The following is a 26,332-nucleotide window of genomic DNA, read 5'->3' as shown; positions in this document are numbered from 1 at the left end:
TTTAGTCCTCTAAATGCTTATTCTTATTTGACCAAAAATCACCAGCCGGGCGGGACGGTTCAACTATTTGGCTGATCTCTGCCTGATCCGGATCAGTAATCGATAATTCAAGCCCTAAGCCAGCCAGGATACGCAGTAAAGTCGAAACTTTAAGATCCTGACCAGACTCAACTCGTTGGTATTGTTGCTGCGACATACCAATAAGCATTCGCATATCTTTTTGAGATAAGTTCTGCTTTTTTCGCTCTGCAATCAATCGTTCTGCAATGTCTTCTATCGTTTTCATAAAACAACTTATAAATTGTACTTTAAGTCAATATACAACATTTGAATTGTAAATCAATATAAAAACCACTTTTAGGTTGTTATTTTACTATTGTAAAAAGATCGAACTGGCCAGGACTCGACTTCTATGATTTATGGGGTCGTTAAGGTTAAACTCGATAAGCCAAAAACCGACAAGTCAGACGACTATAGCTTATGACGATTCAGAGTAGCCTAGCCGACATAACACCAAAGATACCAAAGGATGCCCTCAACCATCTGCGTGCCCGCATGGACAGCTATCATGTCATTACGGAAAGCTGTTGGCAGAAGTTTCAGAACCTGCTGAGTTATCACGAATACGCTCGTGGTGATTTAATTTATTCTGTGGGTGAACATCCCGACAGCTTTAGCTTTATCCACAAAGGCTTAACCCGGGTGTTTCATTTGGATGAAAACGGTCAGGAGTACAATAAGCGTTTCTTTAGTGAAGGTGAGTTCCCAGCCTGCATGACCTCGTTGTTAACGGCCACGCCTTCGGCATTAAGCGTTGAGTGCTTAGAAAACTCAGCCGTACTGCAAATTAACTTTCGTGGTTATCGGCAGTTGCTGGAGCAAAGCCCTGATTTAATGCTTTATCACATCCTCTATTTAGAAAAAAACTGGCTGCTGGAAAAAGACGAACGCGACAACGCCTTTGGTCAAACAACAGCTGGCCAGCGTTACCAAACTTTTGTAGAACAACTTCCGCATCTTGTTAGCCGGGTGCCTCAATACCACATTGCCTCTCACCTTGGTATAACACCGGTGCAACTGTCACGATTACGCAAGCAGTTACAAAACCCCAAGTAATTTTCCACTTATTAAACTATGTTAATGCGGCCCTTCCCGGGTCTCTGAATAATAGAGCTCACTTGCAGCAATAGAAGCTAACAGGAGCTCTAAATGTACTTGGAAAAATTACAACAATGGCGTTACGCCACCGCTGACTTCTCTGGCGCCGACATCACTGACGCCGTTCTCGATAAACTCTTAAACGCCACCCGCTTAACGGCCTCGTCTTACGGCCTGCAACCTTACTGCACACTGGTTGTTCGCGACAAAGGCCTGCGTGAGCAGTTGGTTAATCACTCTTTTGGGCAGCAGAAAGTCGCGGACAGCTCAGCGCTGGTCATATTTGCGGCAAAAACAGGGGCGGTTGCAGACATTGTTGACCCTTATATTTCGGAATTAAGCCAGCAGCGCCAGCTCACCAACGAAGAAGCGGAGAATACCCGCAACTATTTAACGCAAAAGCTGCAGGCCATGTCAGCCGCAAAGCGCAAAGAATGGGCAGCGCGTCAGGCCTATATTGGTCTGGGTACATTTTTGCTGGCCGCGGCTGAACTCGAAGTAGACAGCTGCCCAATGGAAGGCATTGAGCATGACGCCTATGACAATACTCTCTCGCTGAAAGAGCTAGGCCTTAGCACCGTATTCGCTTGCCCTGTGGGCTATCGCAGCGAGGCAGATACCACCCAGTTTCAGAAAAAAGTCCGTCAGCCACTATCGAAATTTAAGGTTGTTTTATGACCCAGACAATACTTGTGGTATTGGCTATTGCGGCGGGCATGTCAATATCCATTCAGGCCAGTATTAACGCTATGATGGGGCAACTGGCGCACAATACGTTCTTGTCGCTGACCATAGCCTTTACCATTAGCGCGCTGTTCTCTGCTTTGGCTCTGTGGGGCTTTAGCGAGCGCACCAACATTACGTTTTTTAGCCTGCCCTGGTACTTCTGGTTAGTTGCCGCCATTTTTACCTGCTTTGGTGTCGGCACCATGTACTTTCTAATACCGAAATTGGGCGTGGGACAAGTCATGGCTTACGCCCTCGCAGGCCAGCTCATTGGCGCCATGATCATCAATCACTTTGGCTTTTTAGGGAATACCGCAATTGCACTTAACAGCTACCGCTTAATTGGCGCTTGTTTTCTTATCGCCGGGGTATTTTTAATTAATATGGGGGCACGGCAATGACAACCGAACAACAGCAAAACCTTTATAACTTACATCAGCTTTGGCGCATGCAGCCTTATCAGGAATTTACCACCAACCCTGGCGCTACACTTTACAAGCTAGAGCAATGGCCGCGCAGAATATGGTGCGAACCGGGCAATTACTCAGAAGCGGAAAAAGAGCAGTTGGTGGCAGAGCTAAGTGCAAAAGCCTCTGACTCTCATATCTTATCCATGCCCGAAATGCTGTTACCAAAAGCCGGAACTGGGTTACTCCTGCTACCGTCGGAGTTAACACCCAGTTTTAGTCAGCAAATGATGGTAAAAACTCTGAGTGCATCGGCACTTTCAGACCCCGCCCCCAAGCTAACGTTAGAGCCAATAGAACATAACCATGCTCAACAATGGGCGAATACCACCGGCGCATGTTTTGGTTATGAGGTTGAGTCGTCGTCTGTTCGAAACCTGTTACTTGGCGGCGCCTGCTTGTACTTTATAAAATATCAGGGGCAAGTAGCCGGTACCGCCATGACCTTCATCCAGGAACAACAAATGGGTATTCATCAGGTGGGTGTACTGGACAGCTATCGAGGCAAAGGGTTGGCCAGAGACGCCATGCTGTTACTTGAGCAATACGCACTAGGCGCTGGCATCAATACCCTTCAACTGCAGGCATCGGCTATGGGAGAGCCTCTTTATCAATCCCTGGGTTACCGCTCGTTAGGTGCCATTCATAATTTCATAAAAATTGACGCTATATAACTTTTTACGTAAATTACGTAAATCTCAAATAAAACAAGGAAGAAAGCATGTCTAAGTTTACGGAATACAAAGTCATTCATATAGCGGAAGGTGGCTGTGGTACTTTACTGTTAGGCTCTAGTGGTCTGCCGTTAAAGAAAATTGAATCTACTTTGAACCAGGAAGCTGCCGACGGTTGGCAAATGGTGTTTCAGGTACTGGAACAAAAACGCTTTTGGCTGTTCTGGACACGTGAAGCGGCCATTGTCACTCTGGGTCGATAAAGCCCGCCATGGTAAAGCGGCTCATTTTAGCTTCAATTCGCTGGTATCAGCGTCGTGGCGGTTCGCGCCACTTCTTTAATACCGAATGCAATTTTGAGCCGTCTTGTTCGCAGTATACTTATCAGGCTATTAGCCAATACGGTAGCTGGCGCGGTATAAAGCTTGGTGTAGCGCGCATGAAGCGTTGTAACGACCCTGACTGCGTTCACAAAAAGCACGATCCGGTTCCTGAAAAGGTTCTTAAATGAGGTAAATTTATGTCTTCTGAACAATTACGTGATGAAGAAGAAGCTCTGCGCAAGCAAATACGCGAGCTAACGCCTGAACAGCGAAAAGAATATTACCGCCTTGAAGGCCAGAAAATTAAAGACCCCGATACCTATGCGGTACTGAACTGGTTCATTATGGCCGGTTTACATCATTTCTATTTAGGCAACACGCAGCGTGGTGTTATCAACCTTTGTGTCATGCTGGTTGGCTTGGTTTTCTTACCTTTCTTGCCTATCGTCGGAATTATCGTTCTGCTAGGCATTGTCATTGTAGAGCTGCCGCAATTGTTTAAGTCACAACAAATTGTCCATGCATACAACAATAACGTTATGCGCGAGCTCATTCATACAGTGAAGTCAGATAACGCCTAAACGCCGCTCAGGCAAAGTCTTTCAGCCTGAGATGACCCTCTATTGAGTCGGCAAGCGCTTTGGGCACCTCATGTTCAGTGGCTAACTCCCGCCACTGAGACACCGCGTTTATCACATCATCAATAATGGCATCAATTTCTTTGCGCTCTACCTTTGGTAGCTGAACATCTGCCAGCGCATAAAAATCGGCTCGGGTATGGCCGCTGCGCTTGCCATTTAAGGACATCCAGTGCTGCTCTACCCATGGGTTCCCGGGTTTGTAGCTAAAGGCAACATCGTAAGCCGGGCTCAACCGCCATTGCTTGTCTTCCAGCATAAAACCAAAGTTCTTAGAGTGATCATCGTGGTTGGTTGCTACGTGGTTAAATACCATACGGCGGAACAAGTCTATAGCATCCGCCCGTGGCAACCGCAGCTGGCGGGCCACCTGAAACAGCTCTTCATAAGAAAACGCGCCAATGTCGTGATAGTTCACGTGCTTAATAGCCGTAAGCGTTTGAATATGCTTTTTCTCATTGCCTATTCTGTCAAAGCGCTTGGTTACAAAATGGCGGCGGTTGCCTTCATCCAGCAGGTGGCATGGCATCATATGAATGCCGGCTTGCGTGGCCATTAAGTAATACACATACTCCATGGCACCGTAACCGAGCGGGTCACCAAAGGTTTGCTGAGACGGGTCGCGCTCCTTTACTCCGTCAAACTTCAGCAGATAATGCTCAAAGCCTTCGGGCACGAGCCCCTGCCCGGAACGAACCTGGCTAAAGTCTTTATTAAATGCCAGAACAGCTTTTGGCCTTGCGCCACCGGCGCTGGTGCCAACCGCTAATAAGGCCTGCATCATTTCTTTGTCTGCCGCGTCATCAAAGTGCGTGCGCTGACGAAAGCCCTTTCGTGCATCGAGCACTTCCTGCGCTAACCTCATTAAGCTCTCGAGCTCTATGTCTTTGTTTTTGGCGTTGGTTTGATTCTTACGCGCGGGGTGATATTCAAGAGCGCCCATGCCCCGCTCGCCGGTATACTGAAGCCGCTCAAGCGGGCTCAGAGGTTCGGTGCGATCGGGCTGTTGCGCGACCCATTGGTTCAGCACCGCATTACCGAAGTCGTCAGGCAGAGAGTCCGCCAGCATGCCCGGCAGGCCTCTGAACGTATCCCAATTTAACCCTGGAAAGGAGTAAATTCGCCCCTTCTCGGCAGGCATGGTTAAAGGCGCCAGCGGAATGTTTTTTTCGACAAATTCAGATAAGTATTCGAACCGCGCAGCCGTGTCGCCCTTGTTATAGCTTAAGGCACCGACAGGCTCGCCTTTGTAGCGAACTTCAATGGTATTAATCACCAGTCCAGCTCCTCATTGTCAGCAGGTTTCACACGCGTTTTACCGCTCGCCCGTTTCTTCTGTTTGGTGCTACTTTTGAGTAGTTGCACAGGAGAAACACCCTCGTCAGGGAACGCGGCCAGTAAATTGTCGATATGACCCAAAGCCTGAAGAATAGCGACATAGGTCGGTAAGGTGCTTTTACCCCCCTCGGCAGATTTAACCGCATTCAGTGAGACATTAGCTAAGGTAGCTAAGTCCTCCTGAGTTAAATCCTGATTCAACCGATACTGCCTGACTCGCTGACCAATGATTGCTGAAACACGATCAGAATCCATATAACGAACCTTAAGTAGACTTTAAACTGATATTTAGATTGTAGCAGACTATTTAAGGGACGTAATTATTTTATATAAAAGCGTCTATATGGACTTTGAAGCTAATAATTAATAATAAAGGCCTTTTTAAGGGCTGTAAAATAAACTTAAAACATCGGTTGATAACATTTTATTTGGATATCAACCGATAGTCTGCTAGGTGCCAGATATAGTCATTCGGCCTTGGTCACTTATACTCAATAGTGTTCAGGTATGTGTTTGCTGTTTACGACTAATGTGGCAGCATCATTTAAATGATGCTCCGCTTTTTCTTCGAAACAGCAAGCACTATTACTCTATAACGAATACTCGGGGCTCTCCTTGTAGTGGAAAACTAAATTTGGCCACCTAGTTAGAGGTGATATCATGCACCAAGAGACAATTAGGTGACAAGATGACTACGAGACCAAAGCGTATTTTCAGTCCTCAACTTCGGCTTGAGTCAGCACATCAGATGCTTGGTTGAAAAACAGTAAAACCTAAAGCTAGATGGAATGGTGGAGTTGATTTTGAATGAATAATGAGCCCAAAATGTACTTACGTACAAAACGAATAAATATACGGACATATGAATAAATGCCACAGCTTACTCTTTCTCTCCCGAGCAATCCGCTATACCGGCGAGTTCAAACATTAGAACTTGATAAAATTGCAACTTTTATTGGCGCAAACGGTTCTGGAAAATCAACAATACTCAAGTCAATTTTCGATGCTAAACTAAGCAAAGCTAGGTATGAAGAACTCAAGATAGTTTGCTTTTCGTCCGGGCAAAATGAAAGTTATTCACGTGATTTTAGTGGTTATTTAACAGAAGAAAGGTCAAGAAGAAATGCCCTTAATTTAGACTGCTTTTACTACGATAAATCATGGTCAAAACTACTCATATTTCTTGCAACCTGTACTAAAAATGAGGGACTCGTTAGAACTTTTCTTCGACAAAACAATTACGTAATTGAAGGTGGTTTGGATGAAGATGAAAGCACCAAACTATCGTTTGATGTAAAGGTAGATAAAGCGTATACCAAACTTGTCCAACAAGCAGTTGAAGATGAAAACAATGGTGAACTAGATGTCTTTACGAATCGCCCCTATCATCGCACTCTGTACAACTTTCTGAACACTCTACTTTTTAGAGACGAGGATTACAATTTTGAGTTGCCTATAGAACAACGACAGATTGAGTTAACTCAAGAAAAATTATCAGTAATATCATTTGAAACTGATGAACAAGCATCCTTTGATTCAATGGTTATGTTTTTCACACAAGCCGCTGATAATGATTACTTTGTTGTTACAAACAGTTTTGACTTAACCTTTTCATCTGCTGAAGGAAGATTGAACCTCGAAGATTTGAGTGATGGTGAATATCAAATCTTATTCCTTTTTTCACTACTCGATCTTTTCGATTCCGAAAACACGCTTTTTCTGTTTGATGAAGCTGACTCACACCTCCACTACCGAAACATAGATCGATTATGGAACGTTTTCGAAAGTATTACTGGTAGAGTTATCACCACAACTCACTTGCTTGACTCTATTACAAAATCAGGTATTGAGAGGCTTCGTGTAGTTGAACGCGGCGAAATCAAGTCTGAAGCAAAGCTCCATTACATAGCTTCTCGCTTAAGAGATTTATCGAAAATAAATAATACAAAATTCCAAGCCTTGTCGCTATTTCCAAACATAGTATTGATTGACGACGAAAATGACTGGGAAATATTCAAACTCTTAGTACTCAAGAAAATAGCGACAAATGAAGAACAAGAGTATGAGATTAAGAATCGACTGAATACGTTCATTGCAGTAAAAAAAGAATCCAGTTATCACTCAAAAGATGAAGTTTTTGGATATAGCAAACTGGGATACCTAAATAGTTTTGCTAGCTACATTGAGGGGCACGCCCACAATACCAAGAATGTATTCTTGGTATGCGACAGAGATGAACTTCCGATAGCTAGTGTAGGAACAGAAGAGTGTCTTTTGCTACTTCAAGGTAAAAATGGGAAAAGAAACTTTAACGGAGGTAAGCTTAAATCACATATGCTTTCTTGGCGAAGGAGAGAAATCAAGCACTATCTTATATCAGCCACGGCTATGGACGAAAACATAGACATTCTTAATCAAAGTTTTAATCTTGGCCCCCAGTCACAGCTGATCGTAGGTAAATCGGGAGACACTGATACTAACGGAAATTTTAACTCACAGCTAGCAAGCCTTCCTTCTGCAATTGTAAAAAAATTAGTCGAAAAGTATATAGACAAGAAAGATACTGGCTTTTGTCCAGCAAAAGCAAGAGCTTATATTGATAAGATTCCTAGAGATGAAATTAGCCAAGATATAGCCCACCTTTATGAGTACATGGTAGGAGATAATAATGAATAGCAATAAAAATTTACTGACAAAGGTATTTGGCTATATAAGGAAAGATTATGGTATAAATAATTCAATGGAAGCGATGGAGCAGTTATCTCTTCTTCTGTTAACTAAATACATTTACGAGAGAGTTTTAATATCAGGGCGCTACGATAGAAGTTTCGACACTAATATCTTCTATGATTTTTTCTCAAGTTATAGAGAACGACAAGAAGCTCTCCAAACCGAGTTCACAACTTTAAAAGACCTAATTGATAGTTTTGAGTCAGAAAATCATCGAAGCGTCTTAATCTCATCAGAAGCAATAAGAAGCATATATCAGTCAATTCCTTTGAAAATAAGGTCAAAAAAGATTTTCAATGCAAGCATCGAATTAATAGGCAATATCGATATCTACGACGAGACGGTGGCTGAGGAATATGATTTTCTGATACAAAAAATGGCTGAAGACTCGGTATCTTCTGGCGCCTATCTATCTCCGAAAGCTTTGATTAACGCAATAGTCAAAGTCATTGGTCCAAAATCAAATGAATCTGTTTATGACCCTGCTTTGGGAACTGGAACAGTATTAATTGAGGCAGTCAAACGGCAATCCAAAGACCTTAGTCAAAAAAATACTAAGTTTAATCGCTTAGTAGGAAACGACAACTCACCATTTGCTTTGTTGCTTGGCGTAGTCAATATAGCTTTAAATAAAGGTGATCTATCCAACCTTTATCTCAAAGACTCACTGTTAGAGACCGAAGATGAGACCTATGACGTTATTGTTTCAAGTGTTCCAATTGGAAAGCCAAGTGACACACAGAACTTTGAATATAAAAAACTTGGATATCCTTCCACTCTAGAATCTATGTTTTTGAAACATTCAATGGATAAGTTAGCGAGAGGAGGAAGGGCAGCGTTAATAATACCTGATGGCATTCTTTTTAATTCATCTAAAGAGTCTGTCAAGTTAAGGAAACAGCTTTTTTGCGAATTCAATCTTCACACAATATTAAGTTTACCTAGTAGTGTCTTGGCCCCTTATGCAAATGTAAAAGTAAGCGTCATTTTCTTCGACAAGACGACTCGACGAGACGATATTTGGTATTATGAACTAAGCCCTGAAATTCGATTCTCAAAAAAAAATCGCGTTTCATTCGACGTACTGGAAGAATTTATTGAAGATTTCGAACTGAAAAAAGAAACCGCTCAGTCATTATATATCAGCCGAAGCGCGATTCTTGAGCGTAAAGATTTCGACTTTTCGCACATCTTGCGCAGCAGTAAAGACTCAGATCTGTCAAACTCCATAGATGCAAATTTAGAGAAAGCGAGAACAACAGCCAGAGAGATTTCTTCGATATTATATAGTTATTTAGACAGTATCCCAAAAGTCCAACACGCCAACGCCGTTATGAAGTTGTCACTAAAAGAAGTGGTTAAGCCCAGATCGGGTAAAGCCCTCGGTAAACAAGTAGAAAAATCTGGGCCTTATCCCGTATACGGAGCTAATGGGCCCATTGGATATTTTGATGAAACAAACAGACATGCAGGCACACTAGTCTTCGGCAGAGTAGGGGCTAACTGCGGTAATATTCATTTTGTCGAAGAGGACTTTTGGCTTACAAACAATTCCTCAAGCTTGGAAATCTTAGATGAATCCACCGTGTATACTAAATATTTGGGATATCTTCTAAAATCTATGAACTTAAACAGGTACGCTAGGGGGGCTGCACAACCCTTTATTTCATTCGACAAAATCAAAGATCTACAGGTCGCACTTCCAAGCTATGAAGACCAGGTTAAATTGTGTGAGCACTTCGACAATATTGAAAAAAAATCCAAGGAAATTCAGTATCTTCTACGTGAGCAACTCACAACAATTAGCGACCTGAATGAAGAAGCCTTGAAAAACTCAACCTTAGTACACGATTCGTAACAACTGTGAATGAAAAGGAGAAAGGTGAGGTAAAACTCACCTTTTCATAAAAATAACCAAGTTACCAAAGTTAACCATCTTATTTAAATCGTAAGCCCACTTAATCAAGTTAACACACACTAATATTTCGATTGACTCTTCTCTGCCAAATGAATTGCTAAAAGCGAGCGACTAGAGCAACGAGCAAGCATTTTTCAGACTTTCGAAAAACTACTCGAATGAGTGCACACTAAGTATTTTAGAGTTGCTAGAGACGGAGAAAGGCCGTGAAGTTGTACGTGGCTTGATTCGTAATTTAACAGCCGACGACTGAATAGACTTAGCACTCACAAGCCAGCAGCTCGCTTACGAAACGCCATGAAAATGAACTCTCATGCGATCTCTGGACCATCGTCGTTTTCCCAGGTTCTATCCAGATTTTATGTTATTGTAATCAAGGTATTTATAAGGTGGTCTGGTTACTTCTATTGATCTGGTCTGCGTACTATAAGGATATTGTAAACTATGAAGTTTAATGAAGATTCCCGCGTCAAGATCCCCACCATCCTGCATCTCATGCAGCTTGGCTACAAGTACATATCCCTGAAAGACCCCGATGTTACATGGGACGACGCCACAAACATCTTTACCACGATATTTGACCAAAGTATCAAGCGCATCAACCCAGCCCTTACAGATGCTGAAGCGAAATTGTGCTTAGATGAAGTCACGCTGAGCATAGAAAATGAAGACTTAGGTAAAGCGTTTTACGAAAAGCTAACCGCCACTTCTGGTGTTCGGCTCGGGTTCTACCCAGATTTTACGGACACATCCATAAAGAGGCATAATATGCCCATAAGGAGTGTTCATGACCAAACGAAAAAAGTACAGCCCAGAGTTTAAACGTGAAGCCGTAGCGTTGACAAAACAGCCCGGTGTAAGTTGTCGCCAGGTGGCTATAGAAATCGGTATTAACCCCAATTTGCTCAGCCGATGGCGGCGTGAAGCCGAGCCATCCTCTAAAGAAGCCTTTAAAGGCTCAGGTAATCCCCGCGATGAAGAGATGGCGCGGCTTAAACGCGAGAATGCCCGGCTTAAAAAGGAACGGGATTTTTTGCGAGAAGCGGCAACGTTCTTCGCAAAAGAGTCGTCCTGAGATATCAGGCGATAGAGCGTTGCCGCGATAAGTTTCCGATACGCTTAATGTGTCGATGCCTGAAAGTGTCACCCAGCGGATATTACGCCTGGGCAGCACGCCCCCCCAGTGCCCGGGACATGGAAAATCAGCGGATCCTGACGCGTATTAAGGAGATCCACGAGGACAGTGGTGGTGTCATTGGCGCACCACGTATGCATGAAGATCTGTCTATTGAAGGTGAACGGCTGAGTCTGAATCGTGTGGCCCGCTTAATGGCCGTCAATGGCGTTCAGGGTTGGCCTCGTAAGAAAGGACGAGGCCGAAAGCGACAGGCCGCCAGACCCGCTGGTCTTAAAAATCATCTGGCACGTGACTTCACAGCAGCAGAGCCCGAAAGTAAATGGGTCACCGATATTACCGAAGTCAAAACGACCGAAGGTAAACTGTTTCTGTGCGTTGTGCTCGATTTGTACAGCAAACTGATAGTGGGCTGGTCCATGCATCATCGGCAGGATCGTTACATGGTTGTTCGCGCAGTGGAAATGGCCGTCTGGCAGCGAACGGGGAGTAAACCGGTGATTTTACATTCGGATCGCGGCGCTCAATTTACCAGCGGTGATTATCAGCGTGCTCTCAAATTTAATAACCTGATCAGCAGCATGAGCGCAGTTGGTCACTGCAGCGACAACGCCGCCTGTGAAGGATTTTTTGGGGTACTGAAGCGTGAAAGAGTGAATTACCGCCGTTATCGAACAAGGGATGAAGCTCGTTCAGATATCTTTGATTATATTGAGCGGTTTCATAATCCAAGAATGCGTCGTAGACTGGCAAAACAAGATCAGCAATTTAGTGCTATTTTAAATCGTCCGTGATAACGGGGTAGAACCCATCCTACACTTCTTCAGGTTTTGCACCCTTTAAGCTGGAGGGTGTATGCATCTTAAAAAGCATGCTTGGTTCAAAAGGCGCGGCTATCTCCACTTTGACTCTCCGGTATCTTTCAAAAAAGCTCAAAAGCTAGTCAACAGCCCTAAACGCGTATCTACGCATTCATTTTATCCACTGATCCATTACAGCATTAGATCCTTCAAGGTAAAACTGAACGCTGCTGGCGAGATTGAGCCAAAATGGAAAACAAGAGAAATTAAATATGCTGCGCACTTAGATTCGCATATTTATGCCTATTACTCATGGTTACTCGGAAAACGCTACGAAGAAGAAGTACAACGTAGAGGACTTCATGAAAACGTACTCGCTTTCAGAAGTTTAGGTAAAAACAATATTGATTTTGCTAACGACGTATTCGAAATCATAAAGAAGAAGGGACGATGTAGTGCCGTAGGGCTAGATATAACAGGATTTTTTGACAATTTGGATCATCAGGTTTTGAAGAGAGTGTGGTCTAATTTATTGGGATTAAAAGCACTCCCAGACGATCACTTTGCAGTCTACAAATCACTCACTAAATATGCCTATGTTGACCGAACAATACTTTTCAGAGAACTGGGTATATCGATCAACAATCCCAAACACAATCGCCACAGAGCTTGCACCGCAGAAGAATTCAGAGAAAAAGTTAGAAACGGTGGGCTTATACATCGAAATCAAAACGACTTTGGCATCCCCCAAGGCTCACCTGTGAGCGCACTACTGTCAAATATCTATATGCTGGATTTCGACTCGAAAATGAAAACCGCACTGGAAAGTCAAGGCGGGCACTATTTTAGATATTGCGATGATATGCTTTTCATCACGAAGTCAATTTTACGAGAGGATGTTGAGAGATTCGCCCTAGATGAAATAAAGAAATTAAAACTTGAAATCAATACGGCTAAAACGGAAGTAAGAGACTTTTATCGCTACGGTGGACAGTTAAGGTGTAAGGGAAAGAAATCCCTGCAATATTTAGGCTTTACATTCGATGGAGAGAGAAAGCTTATACGCTCAGCCGCGCTTGCGAAGTTCTCAAACCGAATGAGAGCTGGGGTTCGTTCTGCTCGAAAAACTGTGAGAAGAACAAATTCAGAACTGTTAAAAAATGGCTCTCCTCCATCTGAACAGTTACGTAAAAAGAAATTATACGAGCGTTATTCTCACCTCGGTAAGCGCAACTTCTTAACCTATGGATATCGAGCCGCAAAGAAAATGAATTCTAGTGCTATAAAAAAACAACTGAAACCAATGTGGTCGAGACTACAAAAAGAAATGACCAAATAATTACTGTCGGTTACAAAAACCCGCTAAACAGCGGGTTTTTAATTTCTTCTAATAGATGCCTCAGTCGCAGACTTAATTGTTGTCGCAGACTTGATTATTTTCACTCGCAGACTTAATTACGCTGCACATGAACGTCAGGCTACCGATACTCTTCAATGCTCGGGCATGAGCACATCAGGTTACGGTCGCCAAATACGTCGTCAATGCGGTTTACGGTTGGCCAGAACTTGTCGTAACCAACGGCTTCAACCGGGTAGGTTGCCGTTTTTCTATCGTATGGGCGGTCCCATTCTGCATCGGTAATATCGGCCAGTGTATGCGGTGCATTTACCAGCGGGTTGTTGTCTTTTGGCCATTCACCGGCGGCTACTTTCTCGGCTTCGGCTTTAATGCTAACCAAGGCTTCAATAAAGCGGTCCAGCTCAGCTTTAGACTCAGACTCGGTCGGCTCAACCATAATAGTACCCGCTACCGGGAAGCTCATGGTTGGCGAGTGGAAGCCGTAGTCTTGCAGGCGCTTAGCTACGTCAATTTCGGCAATGCCGGCAGCGTCTTTCATTGGACGCAAGTCGATAATGCACTCGTGTGCGACACGGTTGTTGCGGCCACGATACAGAATTTTGAAGTGCTTACTCAGCTTCTCAGCTAAGTAGTTGGCGTTCAAAATAGCGGTTTCTGATGCTTCACGTAGGCCGCGTCCGCCCATCATGGCAATGTACATCCAGGAAATGGTCAGAATGCTGGCACTACCAAACTGTGCAGCAGAAACTGCGCCGTTGCCTGCTTTAGGGCCGTCAATATTCACAATAGAGTGGTTTGGCAGGAATTCAGCCAAATGCTGCTTCACACCAATAGGACCCATGCCAGGGCCACCGCCACCGTGCGGAATACAGAAGGTTTTGTGCAAGTTCAGGTGCGATACGTCAGAGCCAATGTAACCCGGTGAGGTTACACCCACCTGTGCGTTCATGTTGGCGCCGTCCATGTAAACCTGACCACCGTAGTTGTGAACCAGGTCACAAATGTCTTTAATGCCTTCTTCGTAAACACCGTGGGTAGACGGATAAGTCACCATAATGCACGACAGATTCTCGCCAGCTTCTTCGGCTTTGGCTTTTAAGTCGTCCATATCCACGTTGCCGTGCTTGTCACAGTCAACTACCACCACTTTCATGTTCATCATCTGAGCTGAAGCTGGGTTGGTGCCGTGAGCAGAGCTTGGAATAAGGCAAATGTCGCGGTGTCCGTCGCCGCGGCTTTCATGGTACTTCTGAATAGCCAGCAGACCAGCGTACTCGCCCTGCGCACCCGAGTTTGGCTGCATAGACATAGCGTCGTAACCGGTTACGTCAATTAACCACTCAGACAAAGTAGAAACTAACTCGTAATAGCCTTGCGCCTGCTCTGCCGGGCAGAACGGATGCAACTGACCAAACTCAGGCCAGGTGACCGGAATCATCTCGGCGGTGGCGTTCAGCTTCATGGTGCACGAGCCCAGAGAAATCATTGAGTGGTTAAGGGCTAAATCTTTGTTTTCCAACTTTTTAATGTAACGCAGCATTTCGGTTTCTGAGTGGTACTCGTTAAATACCGGGTGCTGTAAATACTGAGAAGTACGCACTAAATCAGCTGGAATAGATTCAACATCACCACCGGCAACACGGCTGTCCAGTACGTCGATGTCTAAACCGTGGTTGTCGCCAAACAGCGCGGCAAATAAGTTTTCAACATCGTCACGCGTTTTGGCTTCGTCCAGGCTGATACCAAATACGCCTTCGCCGTCAACGCGTAGGTTAAGACCCAGCGCTTTGCTGCGCGCTAATACGTCAGCGGCGTTTTCTTTCATTTCAAAGGTTAAGGTGTCAAACCAGTGGCTGTTCAGCAGCTTCACGCCTTTGTCCTGCATACCTAAGGCGACAATGTCGGTTAAACGGTGAATGCGGTTGGCAATACGACGTAAGCCTTCAGGGCCATGATACACAGCGTAAAACGACGCCATGTTCGCCAGCAGAACCTGCGCAGTACAAATGTTCGAGTTCGCTTTTTCGCGGCGTATGTGCTGCTCACGAGTCTGCATAGCCATACGCAATGCAGGGCGTCCACGAGAGTCTTTAGAAACCCCGATAATACGACCCGGTAAAGAGCGCTTAAACTTGTCACGGGTAGCAAAGAACGCGGCGTGAGGACCACCATAGCCCATTGGCACACCAAAACGCTGAGCGTTACCGAACACCATGTCGGCACCCATTTCGCCCGGTGACTTCACCATTAACAGGCTCATTAAGTCAGAAGCAACGGCAACAATGGCCTTTTTCTCCTGCAACTCGCCAATTAACTGTTCAATGTTGTGCAGCTGGCCTTGCTTGTCCGGGTACTGCAACAACGCACCAAACACGTCGTGATCAGAAGCTTCACGAGCCGGTCCGACAATAATGTCGAAACCAAAGTATTCGGCACGGGTTTTCACTACGTCGATGGTTTGCGTGTAAACGTTGTCGGCAATGAAAAACGCGTTGGATTTTTTGTTTTTAGAAACACGCTTCGCCATAGCCATTGCTTCGGCGGCGGCAGTGGCTTCGTCCAGCAATGAGGCGCTGGCTAAATCTAAACCAGTTAAGTCCATGGTCATTTGCTGGAAGTTAAGCAGTGCTTCTAAACGACCCTGAGCAATTTCCGGCTGATACGGCGTGTACGCTGTGTACCAACCCGGGTTTTCCAGCACGTTACGCAAAATAACGTTAGGCACTACGGTGTCGTAGTAGCCCATACCAATGTACGAGGTACAAATTTGGTTCTTTTTCGCGATGTTTTTAAGACGAGCCAGAGCTTCGCGTTCAGTTTGCGGCTCCCCTGTCTGCAGGAACGGTTCACGCAGAATCGCACCAGGCACAGTGTCTTTGGTTAATGCTTCTAAAGAATCTACACCCAGCTCAGCCAGCATGGCTTTTTGCTCATCAGCACTTGGGCCAATATGGCGGCTAATGAATTCATCGTGGTGCTCTAATTGCGTCAGGGTAGTACTGCTCATTTAACTCAGCCTCGTACATTTATCGGAAATTTATCGAAAACTTATCGGATACAAAAAACAATGAACCCCGGCTAAATTCCGGGGCTCAGGACGCTCTGTGTCATTGGTGCTATGCGCCAATGGCCTCAGTCTTCGTCGATTGAAGCCTCGTAAGTGTTGGCGTCCAGCAAGTTGTCCAGCTCGCTGCTGTCATCTGCTTTTATACGGAATAACCAGCCGTCACCGTAAGGGTCGTTGTTAACGGTTTCAGGGGCATCTTCCAGGTCTTCGTTAATCGCAACCACTTCACCGGTCATTGGTGCGTAGATGTCTGACGCTGCTTTTACAGATTCAGCTACAGCAATGTCGTCGCCTGTTGCCACTTTGTCACCTACGTCAGGTAACTCAACAAACACCATATCGCCAAGAAGTTCCTGCGCGTGCTCAGAGATACCTACAGTAAAGGTACCGTCGCCCTCGTCACGAACCCACTCGTGAGTTGATGCGTATTTCAAATCTGCTGGAATATTGCTCATTTTACTTTCCTTCTAACCGGCGTACCCGGAATGTATTGAATCTTGTTCGATTATAAAACAGATTGACCGTTTCTGACGAAACCTGGCTTAACTACCTTCACCGGCATTTGTTTTTTACGCATTTCCACTTCCGCTGTATCACCAACACTTGATGGAACGCGAGCCATTGCAACTGAGAAACCAAGTGTAGGCGAGAATGTACCAGAAGTGATGATACCTTCGCCACCCTCAACGGTTACTTTTTGACCGTGACGCAGTACACCTTTCTCTTCCATCACAAGGCCGACTAACTTGTCGTGACCTTCAGCTTTTTTCTGCTCTAATGCTTTACGACCAATAAAGTCGCGATCAGCCGGTTCAAACGCTACGCTCCAGCCCATATTGGCTTCCAGCGGCGTGATGTTCTCATCCATGTCCTGACCATACAGGTTCATGCCAGCTTCTAAGCGCAGTGTATCACGAGCACCCAGTCCACATGGAGCCACATCGGCTTTTAGCAAGTCATTCCACAGGACTTCAAGCTGCTCGGCCGGAACCACAATTTCGTAGCCCTTTTCGCCGGTGTAACCTGTGGTCGCAATAAAGTAATCACCAACGTCTTTCCCGACAAAAGGCTTCATGCCGTCAATTTCTGCGTACTGCTCTGCGGTTAATACACCCTGGATTTTGTCAGCGGCTTTAGGGCCCTGCAAAGCCAGCATACCCATGTCGTCACGCTCTTTGGTGGTGACATCAAAATCGGCAGCGACTTTTTCAATCCATGCCAGGTCGCGGTCGCGGGTTGCTGAGTTAACGACCATGCGGTAGGCAGTTTCTGAGAAGAAGTACACAATAAGGTCGTCAATAACACCGCCGTTTTCATTCAACATACTGGTGTATTGTGCTTTGCCTTCGGTTTTTAGCTTGGCAACGTCGTTAGCCAGCAGGTAACGCAAAAACGCCTGAGCCTTTGGGCCTTCTACGTCAACAATGGTCATGTGCGACACATCAAAAACACCGCAGTCACGGCGTACAGCATGGTGCTCTTCAATTTGTGAGCCGTAGTTCAGCGGCATGTCCCAGCCGTGAAAATCAACCATCTTTGCACCCGCTTTTACGTGTGCTTCGTACAGTGGCGTTCTGCTACCCATACCGTGTTCCTTTTCTGTTCACTTTATGTGCGTGTGTATGGGCGCAAATTATAGGCGTGATTCGTTTAAACTTAAAATCAATAATGCTTATAATGGTATTAATTTTTCAAATACCCAGTAATGACTTTATAAAGCGAACCAATGAAACATTTATCCTTAGAAGCCTTACGCAGTTTTAGTGCGGTTATAGAGCTGGGCAGTATGACACTTGCCGGCGAACGCATGGGTCGTTCTCAGCCTGCTATCAGTTTGCAGCTTAAAAAACTGGAACAACAACTGGGCGTTGAACTGCTAACCCGCCAGGGCAGCGGCTTTGCTCTTACCGCCGACGGTGACGTGCTGTTTGATTACGCCCAGCGAATGTTGGCGTTGAATGACCAGGCCTGGGCGCAGTTCGAGCCGCAGCAGGTTAGCGGTAAAGTGCGGCTGGGTATTACCAGTGAATTCGCGTCCAGCCTGTTGCCCAAAGTATTGGGTCAGTTTGCTCAGGTTTACCCACAGGTTACGCTGCAGGTGACTTCAGCGTTGAGTAAAGACTTACTGTCCGGACTAGGGCAGCAATTCGATATTATTCTGGCACTGCGTGAGCAGACCAATAAAAGCGATGTTCTGATTCAGCGCGAAGAGTTGGTTTGGGTGGGCTCCCCCGCATTAGTTGAGCAAGCCAGCTTGCCTTTGGTTGTGGCTCCGGAAGGGTGCATTTACCGCCGCCGTGCCGAACAGAGTCTGCAACGGATACACCAACCCTACAGAATTACCTACACCAACACCGACTTCTCAGGGCTTACCGCCGCACTGCACAGCAGTTTGGGAATAACCGTACTGGCCCGCAGCACGGTACCGGATAGTGTTTCAGTAATTGACGCGCTTGCTAATGGAAAGAAATTACCAGCACCGGGCTCTGTAAACGTCATTATGCGCCTGGCCGGCGGCGCTTCAAGTGCAGCTTCGCAACTGGCGGATTATCTGAAAGCGAGGATTTGAACATCTCACCTGACGTGAACGTCAGGCTACATGCCCGGTCGGATGTCGGGTAGCCTGATGCTATTGCATCAGGTGAGGTGCTTAAATCATCAAGTGATGGTGGTGGTAGATAGTGATGGTGATGGGTTCGATATCTCACCTGACGTGAACGTCAGGCTACGAGAGCTGAGCCCGGGGATAGGTGGCGCCTATGGTTGGTACGTACTGGTCAGGGAATGTGCAGCGCCATGGATGGCGCTGCCCAAGCCCTACAAGGATGTATTCACGGGCGTTTCCCGGACCAGTACGTAGCAACCACCGCCACCTAGCTCCCCAGCGCCACTTCAGCTAGCTTGCGTTTCAAAAAGGTGAGTTTGTTTGGCAGTGCGAAGGCCAGTGCGCGTAAGCCTTTAACAACTGGGTTTGCTGTGCCGAAGCCGCGTTTGAACGCTTCCATTGCGGCTATCATTAGCTGAGCGTCGGCTTTGCGCTCGCGCTGATACGCACTCAAAGAGCGGTGCAATTGCGCCAGCGAGGATAAATCCACACCCTCAATTTGCTCGGTTAAGGCTTTCACGTCACCAAAACCTAAGTTCGCGCCCTGCCCGGCCAGCGGATGAATGGTGTGTGCCGCGTCACCAGCCAAGACAATACGATGCTGATACCATTGGCGGGCATACTGCATTCTAAGCGGGAAGGCTTTTATATCAGAAACACACTCGCAGCCGCCTAATACACGCCCCGACTCTGTTTCAACCTGTTTTGCAAAGCGCTCAGCGGGCTCATTAAGCAAGTTTCTAGCGAGATCTTCATCAGCAGACCAGACAATAGAAACGGTATGAGAGTCAGGTGTTGGCAGAAGCGCCAGTGGCCCTGTGGGTAAAAACACCTGACGAGCCACGCCATTATGCGGTTTTTCGGTGCGAATGTTCGCCACAATGCCTTGCTGCCCGTAGTCCCAGAAGGAAATTGGTAATTCAGCATACTGCCGCACTTTCGAGCGGCCACCGTCGGCACCAATTATAAGATCAGCTGACAGTAACCACTCACCAACCTCTATTTCCGCAGGATGAGACTCATCGCCGGCGTGAACCATTGTCCATTCCTGCGTCTGTAAAATCTCAACACCGGCCTGCTCGGCACATTGCCACAGAAAATGCTCCACAACGTTGTTTTCAACAATAGCGCCTAGATCTTCGGCGTTAATTTCCTTTGCTGAAAACTCAATGTGCGCCGGGCTGTCTTTGTCCCACACTTGCATGCTCTGGTAGGGGCCGCTTCGGTGTTCATGCACTAAAGGCCAGGCACCACAGTCTTTTAATACGCTGCGACTGCGATCATTCAAGGCGCTCACCCGTAAAGCCAGCTCGTCAGAAAGTTCAGGCTGCGAATGTCTTTCCAGCACCATCACTCGGCGGTTCTGCTGAGCCAGACGTATCGCCAGACTCAGGCCAATCATGCCGCCACCAACAATCACAACATCTAACTTTTTGCGTTTCATGGTCATGGTTGCATCCCCATGGTTAAGCGTGCAAAGGCGGATTTCAGCGGCGAACAATGCTGCAGTAACATCAGCGCACTATTGCGACCCACAACGGTGGGTAAATAATGGTTGGAGAAACCACGCACAAGGCCGTCGGTCAGCTTAATAATGGCCTGATAGTCGCGTTCGCGGTTCTGCTCGTAGCCTTGTAAAACGCGGAAATGACCGGGGTCATCGGTTGTGGCCAGTACCTCACACAACACTTCGGTATCCCGCAAACCCAGATTAAACCCCTGCCCGGCAATTGGGTGTAAGGCATGCGAGGCGTTACCAATAATAACACTGCGGTGATGGGTTGAGCGTTTAGCCCGGCGTAAAATAAGCGGATAAAAAACCCGCTTCGATACCCCGGTAAATAAGCCTGCACGGTAGCCAAAGGCCTGCTGACAACGGTGTAAAAACTCGGTATCTGACCATTGTTCGGCGGCTTCACGTTGTTTTTCAGTAAAGCTCCACACCAATGAGGCCTGCGAATTCTGCATGGGCAACAAAGCAATGGGCCCAGCTTCGGTGAAACGCTCAAAGGCCCAGCCATTTAAGGGCTGTTTCATATCTAAGGTGGCAATGCAGCCAAACTGACCGTAGTCGTAGGTATCAGATTTTAATTCTAGCTGTTCGCGCACCAGCGAGTTCTGGCCGTCGGCGCCAATCAGCAATTTAGCCTGTAATTTCTGCGCGTTATCCAGAGTGAGTTCAACGTGATCCTGCTGCTGTTTCAGCGACTCCAGCCGCACACCGGACAGCCAGTTTAAATTCTTTTGTTTCTGGCAACTCAGGTATAGGTTATTCACCAACTCTGAAGCGGAAACCACTCGCCCCAACGCCTCGACTCTTTCATGTTCCGCGTGTAATTCGGCTGCGCCGGCAAAACCACGATCAGAAATATGAATGTGCTTTATTGGGGTACTGTCAATGCCATCGAGCGCGCCAAGGCTTTGTAACCGCTTTGCGGATGCCGCTGCCAGCGCAATAATGCGTTTGTCGGCGGGAGGCCCTTCTGCACGTGGTTCACACACCACAATACGCCAGTCCGGCCGCTGCTGTGCCAGCATTAAACCGGTTAAGGCACCCACTAAGCTGCCTCCGGCTATAACCACATCAGCCTGAGTTACTGGCTTTTCATCCATTCTTCAATCTCTTCAATGGTTTTCGGTACGCCCGCGGTCATGTTGTCAAAGCCATCTTCTGTTACCACCAGATCATCTTCAATACGAATGCCAATGCCGCGCCATTGTTCATCCACCTCGGCGTCTTCCGGAATATAAACGCCCGGTTCTACCGTCAGCACCATGCCCGGTTTAAAGGAAATCGGCTCGCCTTCGCTGTCGCGATAACGCCCCACATCGTGAACGTCCAGACCCAGCCAGTGGCCTAATCCGTGAATAAAATAGGTTTTCCAGCGCTGTTCTTTGAAGTTCTCTTCCGCGTCACCGGTTAAAATACCAAGCTCTGTCAGACCGTCGCTAATGACCCGCGCTGCGGCTTCGCTTGCCTTAACCAGATTGCTGCCGGGCTTTATTTCAGCAAAAGCGGCTTGCTGAGCTTTCAGCACTAAATTGTAAAGTATGCTCTGCGGTTCATTAAACTTGCCATTTACGGGGAAGGTGCGGGTAATATCGGCGGCATAGCCCTGATATTCCGCACCGGCATCCACCAGCAGTAAATCGCCGTCGCGCAAAACGTCTCGGTTGTCGGTGTAATGCAAAATGCAGGCATTTGCACCGCCGCCGCTAATAATGCCATACGCCGGATGCAAAGCGCCGTTCATAGCAAACTCGTGATGCAACTCTGCCGCTACCTGATACTCGTGCTTACCGTCTTCAACAAAGCGCATAATGCGGCGAAACGCCTGCGTGCTAATACGTGCGGCTTCTTTCATTACCGCTATTTCGGCGGCTGACTTAATTAAACGCATGGCGTCCAGGTCAGGCCGTAAATCAGACAAGCTTTGAGGCGCCAGCTTACCGCTTCGTCTGGCTTTAACACTCACTTCGTCACGAGCCTCGCTGACGAACTCCGCCAATATTGAATCTTCATCCATAGGGTAAAAAATCGATTCAATGCCCTGCAACAATTCGGGTAAGCGCTCGGGCAAGGTATCGAGGTCTTCTGCGCTGTCGACAGCTAAGGCTTCAACTGCATTTTCATAACCCAGACGCAAACCATGCCAGACTTCGTGCTTTGGGTCTTTGTCCTGACAGAATAAAACACTGCGTGGGTTGCTGTCGTTGATCAGCAGCAACACAGCGTCCGGTTCATTAAAACCGGTTAAGTAGAAAAAGTCGCTGTTTTGCCGGAACGGAAACTCGGTATCGTTGCTACGGGTAACTTCACTGCTGGCGGCAACCAGTGCCAGTGAATTAGTCGGCAACAATTCCAATAACTGCTGCCGGCGCTGGTTAAATTCGTTCTGCGGAATAACGTCTTTCATCAACGACCTCAACTCCGTCAGTAATTAATGTAAAGTTTTAGGCGGCTGGTTCGCCGGCTGTTCTTTTCGGCCTAACTCGGTGTAGCACATCATGGCTGAAATACGCAGATACTCGACAATTTCGGTGTAGGCTCGTTCTTCTTCCTCATCACCGTCGTCGGTAAATTCTATTTTTGCCAGCTCGACCATGTCTTCAATGGCTTCTTTTAAGTCACCACTTAAGTTGGTCATATTTTCCTGGTTCACACCATAGCCCACTAAAAAGGCATTGACCCAGCCAGCCAGCGCGCTTAAGCGGTCAGACAACGGCGTTGTGTCTTCAGGTAACAACAAGCGGTAGCCTAAATCTTCGTCGCCCAGCGAGTGCTCAATTTCTTCGGCCTGCTGTTGCAGCAAGTTCTCCAGCTCGACGGGCAAGCCCTGGCCGTCGTATGCCAGGTCTGACATTAATATCATTAATTCATTGCTTTTGGCGTCGCTACCGGTGGCTATTAGCCCGGTTAACATGCCCTGCACTTCCGACGCACTTGGCGTCATATCGTATTGTGCGTAAAGCTCAACTAAACGGTCATAATTAAAACGTGTCGACATTCACATTCTGCCTTTGGTTAATCTTGCCCTAATCCTAACACTGGCTTTACGTAATCGCTAGCTGACAAACACCGGTAGCTCATGCCATAATGCCGTTATCAACGCTGTTGAGTCAGTTGCAAGGAGTCTTTGAATGACCGCAAAAACCATGGATATAAAATTGCTGGAACGTAATTACAAGGTCGCTTGTCCCATTGGGCAGGAGAGTGCGTTACAGCAAGCGGCGGATGCGCTTAATGAAAGGCTTGAAGAAACCAAGGAACGGACCCAACTGACCAATGTGGAACAGATAGCAGTAATGACAGCCCTGAATTTGTGTCATGAATGGATTCAGGATCAAAATGAACAGTCTGCAAAAACTGCTAAGCTGGAAGAGAAAATTCAGTTGCTTCAGGCAACCATTGAACAGGCTATGAGTGAGCAACGCTCACAACGTAATCGTTAACGGTTAAGCTAAAGCAACAATGTAAACCCTTTTGCGGTTTCCTGGGGTGTTTGCCAGCAGGCTTATGTCCCTGAGCCGATGCTTGTATTAAAAGGGGATCACTGGCCTGCCATGAGCAAGCCCGGCTTGAACCGGGAAGCCTACGGCAGATACCATTTGCTCCCCGCCTTGAACCAATGGGTTCAAGGGCTACAGCCAGCAGCGGCACCTTGGGAAGCCACCCTTATTTTTCGCGATCCGCCTTTTCCTCAGCAACAATGGCTTTAACGTCCTGCAACAGTTGCTGAGCATCGAAAATAATACCGTCTTTAATGGTGTACTGAATGCCTTCCGTACGCATTGGCTGGTTATTATCATCGAGTTTGAAGTGCCCGGTGCCATACAGCACTTTAAAGTTATCCATCGGGTTTTCATTCACAATGACCATATCGGCTTTTTTACCAATGGCCACTGAACCAATGTCGTCTTCCATATTCAGTGCTTCGGCACCAGCCAGGCTGGCAGCATGAATAACCTCCAACGCGTTTAGACCCGCTTCGCGCAGTAACTCCAGCTCGCGAATGTAACCAAAGCCGTAAATTTTGTAGATGTAGCCTGAATCCGAGCCGGTGGTAATACGGCCACCGCTTTCATGAAAGTCCTTCAAAAACGTCATCCATTTCTGGTAGTTCTTTTTCCAGGCAATTTCGTTGTCGGTGGTCCAGTCAAACCAGTACGAACCATGTGCATAGCGGCTGGGTTCAAAAAAGTCCCATAACCTTGGCAGAGTATATTCGTCGTGCCAAATAGCCTGACGCTCACGCATTAAGTCACGCGAGGCTTCGTAAATGGTTAAGGTGGGGTTGATGGTGAAGTCCAGTTCAATCAGTTCGTCACGTACCGCATTCCATTTTTCAGAGCCCGGCTCTGCCGCCTGCTTCCACAAACGCCCGGCTTCTTCAAAACGGTTTTGTTCGTTGTTGTAGTTATAATCTGCCGGGTAGTCCTGCACGCGCTGCTCTTCAAACAAAGCTTCCGGCAAGCCATACCAATGCTCCATTGAGGTTAAGCCCGAGCGCGCTGAATCTAAGGCGTTCATTGACATAACGTTCAATTGCGCGTGATGCATCATAGTGCCTAAACCTTGCTTATTGGCTTCGTCCAGCGCCGCTTCCATTACTTTACGCGAGGCACCAAAGAACTTAATACCTTTTGCTCCCTCGCCTTTAATATAACGAACCCACTCGCGTGCCTGTTCGCCATTATAAATGGGCTTATCCCAGCCCTGACCAAAGCCAACGTAGGGAATAATTCGCGGCGACGTAATGCGGTTGTCCGCAGCGCGTTTTTCATGCCACTGAACCCAGTCCAGACCGTTAAAGCTGCCCGGCTCACGAATGGTAGTAATACCATGTCCTAACCATAGCTTCAGCACGTATTCCGCCGGAATGCCTTTTGCTGAACCGCCAATGTGCGCGTGCATATCGACAAAGCCGGGCAGAATGTATTTGCCGCTGACATCCAGTTCTTTGTCGTTAGCGCCCGCTTTAGGCCGCCCTTCCGGCTTAATTGGCACGCCGGGGTTGCCCACGCTGACAATATCGACAATGCGGTCATTCTCAATAACGATGTCTACCGGCCCAAAGGGCGGCGCGCCTTCGCCGTTAACCAAGGTTCCGCCACGTAAAATAAGGCGTTCGTATGGGCCTTCGCCACGGTCACGTTCCGGGGCTTTAGGTGGCGCTTGTACAGCATAGGCTGCAACCGTAAAGGCCATGGCGACCATGGCTAAAGCTATCGTTTTTATTGTTTTCATCGGTTATCCTCAGACCATTCTTCAGCGTTTTTCTAAAAGCAGACTCTAGCATGACCCGACAGAACCTTAGACGCAAGTTACAGCAGATTCGCCGCAATTTACCCGCCGAGCAGCAACAAACGGCGGCGCGCGAGGTTGCCAATAGGCTGCAGCAGCGTTTAAGCCACTTGCATCCTGAGCAAACCACAGTAGCCGTATATAAAAGTTTTGACGGTGAACTGCCGACCTTTCCCGTTATTGAAACACTGTGGCAACAGGGGTTTAACACCGTTTTACCGGTGCTTCACCCCTTTGCTAAAGGTCATTTGCTGTTTTTACGCTATACTCCTGATACCCCAATGGCGCTCAACAAGTACGGTATTCAGGAACCTGAATTAAACGTACAAAACGTGGTGCCGCTATCGGACATTCAAATACTGCTAATGCCATTGGTGGGTTTTGATAATCAGGGAAACCGTATAGGCATGGGTGGCGGTTATTACGACCGAACCCTGGCTCAATGGCATAACGGTTATCAACCCAACTTATCACCCATAGGGTTAAGCTATAACGAACAACAGGTTGAGCGCATTCCCGTCGAAAGCTGGGATATTCCATTACCGGAAGTGATAACACCGGCGAAACACTGGCGTTTCTGAAGCAAAG

Annotated in this window: 25 protein-coding genes, 1 other RNA gene and 1 pseudogene; 16 read left to right on the top strand and 11 right to left on the bottom strand. The window is 46.9% G+C overall.

Annotation, left to right across the window (positions count from 1 at the left end; translation table 11 throughout):
• Window position 1: 1 nt before the first annotated feature.
• Window positions 2–286 carry a helix-turn-helix domain-containing protein gene (locus ACN0RF_RS06650; protein ID WP_417438462.1) on the bottom strand — a complete coding sequence of 95 codons (285 nt, stop codon included), beginning with the start codon at window positions 284–286 and terminating at the stop codon, window positions 2–4.
• A 194-nt stretch (window positions 287–480) separates the two neighbouring features.
• Between ACN0RF_RS06650 and ACN0RF_RS06645 the strand changes: the two genes are divergently transcribed.
• From ACN0RF_RS06645 to ACN0RF_RS06615, 7 genes are all read left to right on the top strand, one after another.
• Complete coding sequence (locus ACN0RF_RS06645; RefSeq protein WP_417438461.1) at window positions 481–1,116, top strand: Crp/Fnr family transcriptional regulator; 636 nt, start codon at window positions 481–483, stop codon at window positions 1,114–1,116.
• Between the two features lie 93 nt (window positions 1,117–1,209).
• Window positions 1,210–1,836, top strand: a complete 627-nt coding sequence (locus ACN0RF_RS06640) for a nitroreductase family protein (protein ID WP_417438460.1) — start codon at window positions 1,210–1,212, stop codon at window positions 1,834–1,836.
• Complete coding sequence (locus ACN0RF_RS06635; protein WP_417438459.1) at window positions 1,833–2,285, top strand: DMT family transporter; 453 nt, start codon at window positions 1,833–1,835, stop codon at window positions 2,283–2,285. The genes ACN0RF_RS06640 and ACN0RF_RS06635 overlap by 4 nt, the downstream gene beginning before the upstream one ends.
• Window positions 2,282–3,025 carry a GNAT family N-acetyltransferase gene (locus ACN0RF_RS06630; protein WP_417438458.1) on the top strand — a complete coding sequence of 248 codons (744 nt, stop codon included), beginning with the start codon at window positions 2,282–2,284 and terminating at the stop codon, window positions 3,023–3,025. Before ACN0RF_RS06635 ends, ACN0RF_RS06630 begins: the two co-directional genes overlap by 4 nt.
• A gap of 47 nt (window positions 3,026–3,072) precedes the next feature.
• A complete protein-coding gene (locus tag ACN0RF_RS06625; RefSeq protein WP_011235308.1) occupies window positions 3,073–3,288 on the top strand; it encodes a DUF4177 domain-containing protein in 216 nt (71 codons plus the stop codon).
• An 8-nt stretch (window positions 3,289–3,296) separates the two neighbouring features.
• Window positions 3,297–3,536, top strand: coding sequence for a membrane protein insertion efficiency factor YidD (yidD, locus tag ACN0RF_RS06620; RefSeq protein ID WP_417438457.1), 240 nt, complete (start codon window positions 3,297–3,299; stop codon window positions 3,534–3,536).
• Between the two features lie 9 nt (window positions 3,537–3,545).
• Window positions 3,546–3,929, top strand: coding sequence for a TM2 domain-containing protein (locus ACN0RF_RS06615; protein WP_417438456.1), 384 nt, complete (start codon window positions 3,546–3,548; stop codon window positions 3,927–3,929).
• A gap of 7 nt (window positions 3,930–3,936) precedes the next feature.
• Here ACN0RF_RS06615 and ACN0RF_RS06610 read toward each other — a convergent pair whose 3' ends face one another.
• Window positions 3,937–5,262, bottom strand: a complete 1,326-nt coding sequence (locus ACN0RF_RS06610; protein ID WP_417438455.1) for a type II toxin-antitoxin system HipA family toxin — start codon at window positions 5,260–5,262, stop codon at window positions 3,937–3,939.
• A complete protein-coding gene (locus ACN0RF_RS06605; RefSeq protein ID WP_417438454.1) occupies window positions 5,259–5,579 on the bottom strand; it encodes a helix-turn-helix domain-containing protein in 321 nt (106 codons plus the stop codon). The genes ACN0RF_RS06610 and ACN0RF_RS06605 overlap by 4 nt, the downstream gene beginning before the upstream one ends.
• Window positions 5,580–6,194: 615 nt before the next feature.
• Between ACN0RF_RS06605 and ACN0RF_RS06600 the strand changes: the two genes are divergently transcribed.
• From ACN0RF_RS06600 to drt2, 5 genes and pseudogenes are all read left to right on the top strand, one after another.
• A complete protein-coding gene (locus ACN0RF_RS06600; protein WP_417438453.1) occupies window positions 6,195–8,000 on the top strand; it encodes an AAA family ATPase in 1,806 nt (601 codons plus the stop codon).
• Complete coding sequence (locus ACN0RF_RS06595) at window positions 7,993–9,912, top strand: N-6 DNA methylase (RefSeq protein WP_417438452.1); 1,920 nt, start codon at window positions 7,993–7,995, stop codon at window positions 9,910–9,912. The genes ACN0RF_RS06600 and ACN0RF_RS06595 overlap by 8 nt, the downstream gene beginning before the upstream one ends.
• A gap of 504 nt (window positions 9,913–10,416) precedes the next feature.
• Entirely contained in the window at window positions 10,417–10,794 is a 378-nt protein-coding gene (locus ACN0RF_RS06590; protein ID WP_417438451.1) for a hypothetical protein, read from the top strand.
• Window positions 10,760–11,912, top strand: a pseudogene (locus ACN0RF_RS06585) (IS3 family transposase). The gene ACN0RF_RS06590 and the pseudogene ACN0RF_RS06585 overlap by 35 nt, the downstream one beginning before the upstream one ends.
• Before the next feature lie 50 nt (window positions 11,913–11,962).
• Entirely contained in the window at window positions 11,963–13,246 is a 1,284-nt protein-coding gene (gene drt2 / locus ACN0RF_RS06580) for an antiviral reverse transcriptase Drt2 (protein ID WP_417438450.1), read from the top strand.
• Window positions 13,247–13,385: 139 nt separating this feature from the next.
• On the opposite strand, the gene gcvP is transcribed toward drt2, so the two are convergent.
• The 3 genes from gcvP to gcvT form a co-directional block, all read right to left on the bottom strand.
• Window positions 13,386–16,274, bottom strand: coding sequence for an aminomethyl-transferring glycine dehydrogenase (gene gcvP, locus ACN0RF_RS06575; RefSeq protein WP_417438449.1), 2,889 nt, complete (start codon window positions 16,272–16,274; stop codon window positions 13,386–13,388).
• 125 nt (window positions 16,275–16,399) lie between these two features.
• Window positions 16,400–16,789, bottom strand: a complete 390-nt coding sequence (gcvH, locus tag ACN0RF_RS06570) for a glycine cleavage system protein GcvH (protein ID WP_011235321.1) — start codon at window positions 16,787–16,789, stop codon at window positions 16,400–16,402.
• A gap of 50 nt (window positions 16,790–16,839) precedes the next feature.
• Entirely contained in the window at window positions 16,840–17,919 is a 1,080-nt protein-coding gene (gcvT, locus tag ACN0RF_RS06565) for a glycine cleavage system aminomethyltransferase GcvT (protein ID WP_417438448.1), read from the bottom strand.
• 141 nt (window positions 17,920–18,060) lie between these two features.
• On the opposite strand from gcvT, the gene ACN0RF_RS06560 reads away from it, so the two are divergent.
• Window positions 18,061–18,903: a LysR family transcriptional regulator gene (locus ACN0RF_RS06560; RefSeq protein WP_034822298.1), complete on the top strand. Its 843-nt coding sequence runs from the start codon at window positions 18,061–18,063 to the stop codon at window positions 18,901–18,903.
• Window positions 18,904–19,207: 304 nt separating this feature from the next.
• On the opposite strand, the gene ACN0RF_RS06555 is transcribed toward ACN0RF_RS06560, so the two are convergent.
• The 4 genes from ACN0RF_RS06555 to ACN0RF_RS06540 are packed head-to-tail and all read right to left on the bottom strand — an operon-like array spanning window position 19,208 to window position 23,447.
• On the bottom strand, window positions 19,208–20,389 hold the full coding sequence (locus ACN0RF_RS06555) for an FAD-dependent oxidoreductase (protein WP_417438447.1): 1,182 nt from the start codon (window positions 20,387–20,389) through the stop codon (window positions 19,208–19,210).
• Window positions 20,386–21,552, bottom strand: a complete 1,167-nt coding sequence (ubiH, locus tag ACN0RF_RS06550; protein ID WP_417438446.1) for a 2-octaprenyl-6-methoxyphenyl hydroxylase — start codon at window positions 21,550–21,552, stop codon at window positions 20,386–20,388. Before ubiH ends, ACN0RF_RS06555 begins: the two co-directional genes overlap by 4 nt.
• Window positions 21,534–22,856 (bottom strand): Xaa-Pro aminopeptidase, encoded by a 1,323-nt coding sequence (pepP, locus tag ACN0RF_RS06545; protein ID WP_417438445.1) that lies wholly within the window; start codon window positions 22,854–22,856, stop codon window positions 21,534–21,536. The genes ubiH and pepP overlap by 19 nt, the downstream gene beginning before the upstream one ends.
• Window positions 22,857–22,880: 24 nt before the next feature.
• Window positions 22,881–23,447: a UPF0149 family protein gene (locus ACN0RF_RS06540; protein WP_011235327.1), complete on the bottom strand. Its 567-nt coding sequence runs from the start codon at window positions 23,445–23,447 to the stop codon at window positions 22,881–22,883.
• 133 nt (window positions 23,448–23,580) lie between these two features.
• Between ACN0RF_RS06540 and zapA the strand changes: the two genes are divergently transcribed.
• On the top strand, window positions 23,581–23,892 hold the full coding sequence (zapA, locus tag ACN0RF_RS06535; protein ID WP_011235328.1) for a cell division protein ZapA: 312 nt from the start codon (window positions 23,581–23,583) through the stop codon (window positions 23,890–23,892).
• Between the two features lie 35 nt (window positions 23,893–23,927).
• Window positions 23,928–24,112, top strand: a non-coding RNA gene (ssrS, locus tag ACN0RF_RS06530) — 6S RNA.
• 3 nt (window positions 24,113–24,115) lie between these two features.
• On the opposite strand, the gene ACN0RF_RS06525 is transcribed toward ssrS, so the two are convergent.
• Window positions 24,116–25,687 (bottom strand): amidohydrolase family protein, encoded by a 1,572-nt coding sequence (locus ACN0RF_RS06525; protein WP_417438444.1) that lies wholly within the window; start codon window positions 25,685–25,687, stop codon window positions 24,116–24,118.
• Between the two features lie 50 nt (window positions 25,688–25,737).
• Between ACN0RF_RS06525 and ACN0RF_RS06520 the strand changes: the two genes are divergently transcribed.
• Window positions 25,738–26,325, top strand: a complete 588-nt coding sequence (locus ACN0RF_RS06520) for a 5-formyltetrahydrofolate cyclo-ligase (protein WP_417438443.1) — start codon at window positions 25,738–25,740, stop codon at window positions 26,323–26,325.
• Window positions 26,326–26,332: the final 7 nt, after the last annotated feature.

Origin of the sequence: Idiomarina sp., from assembly GCF_048260185.1 — a bacterium.
Taxonomy (GTDB): domain Bacteria; phylum Pseudomonadota; class Gammaproteobacteria; order Enterobacterales; family Alteromonadaceae; genus Idiomarina.
This window is presented reverse-complemented; position numbering and strand designations above follow the sequence as displayed.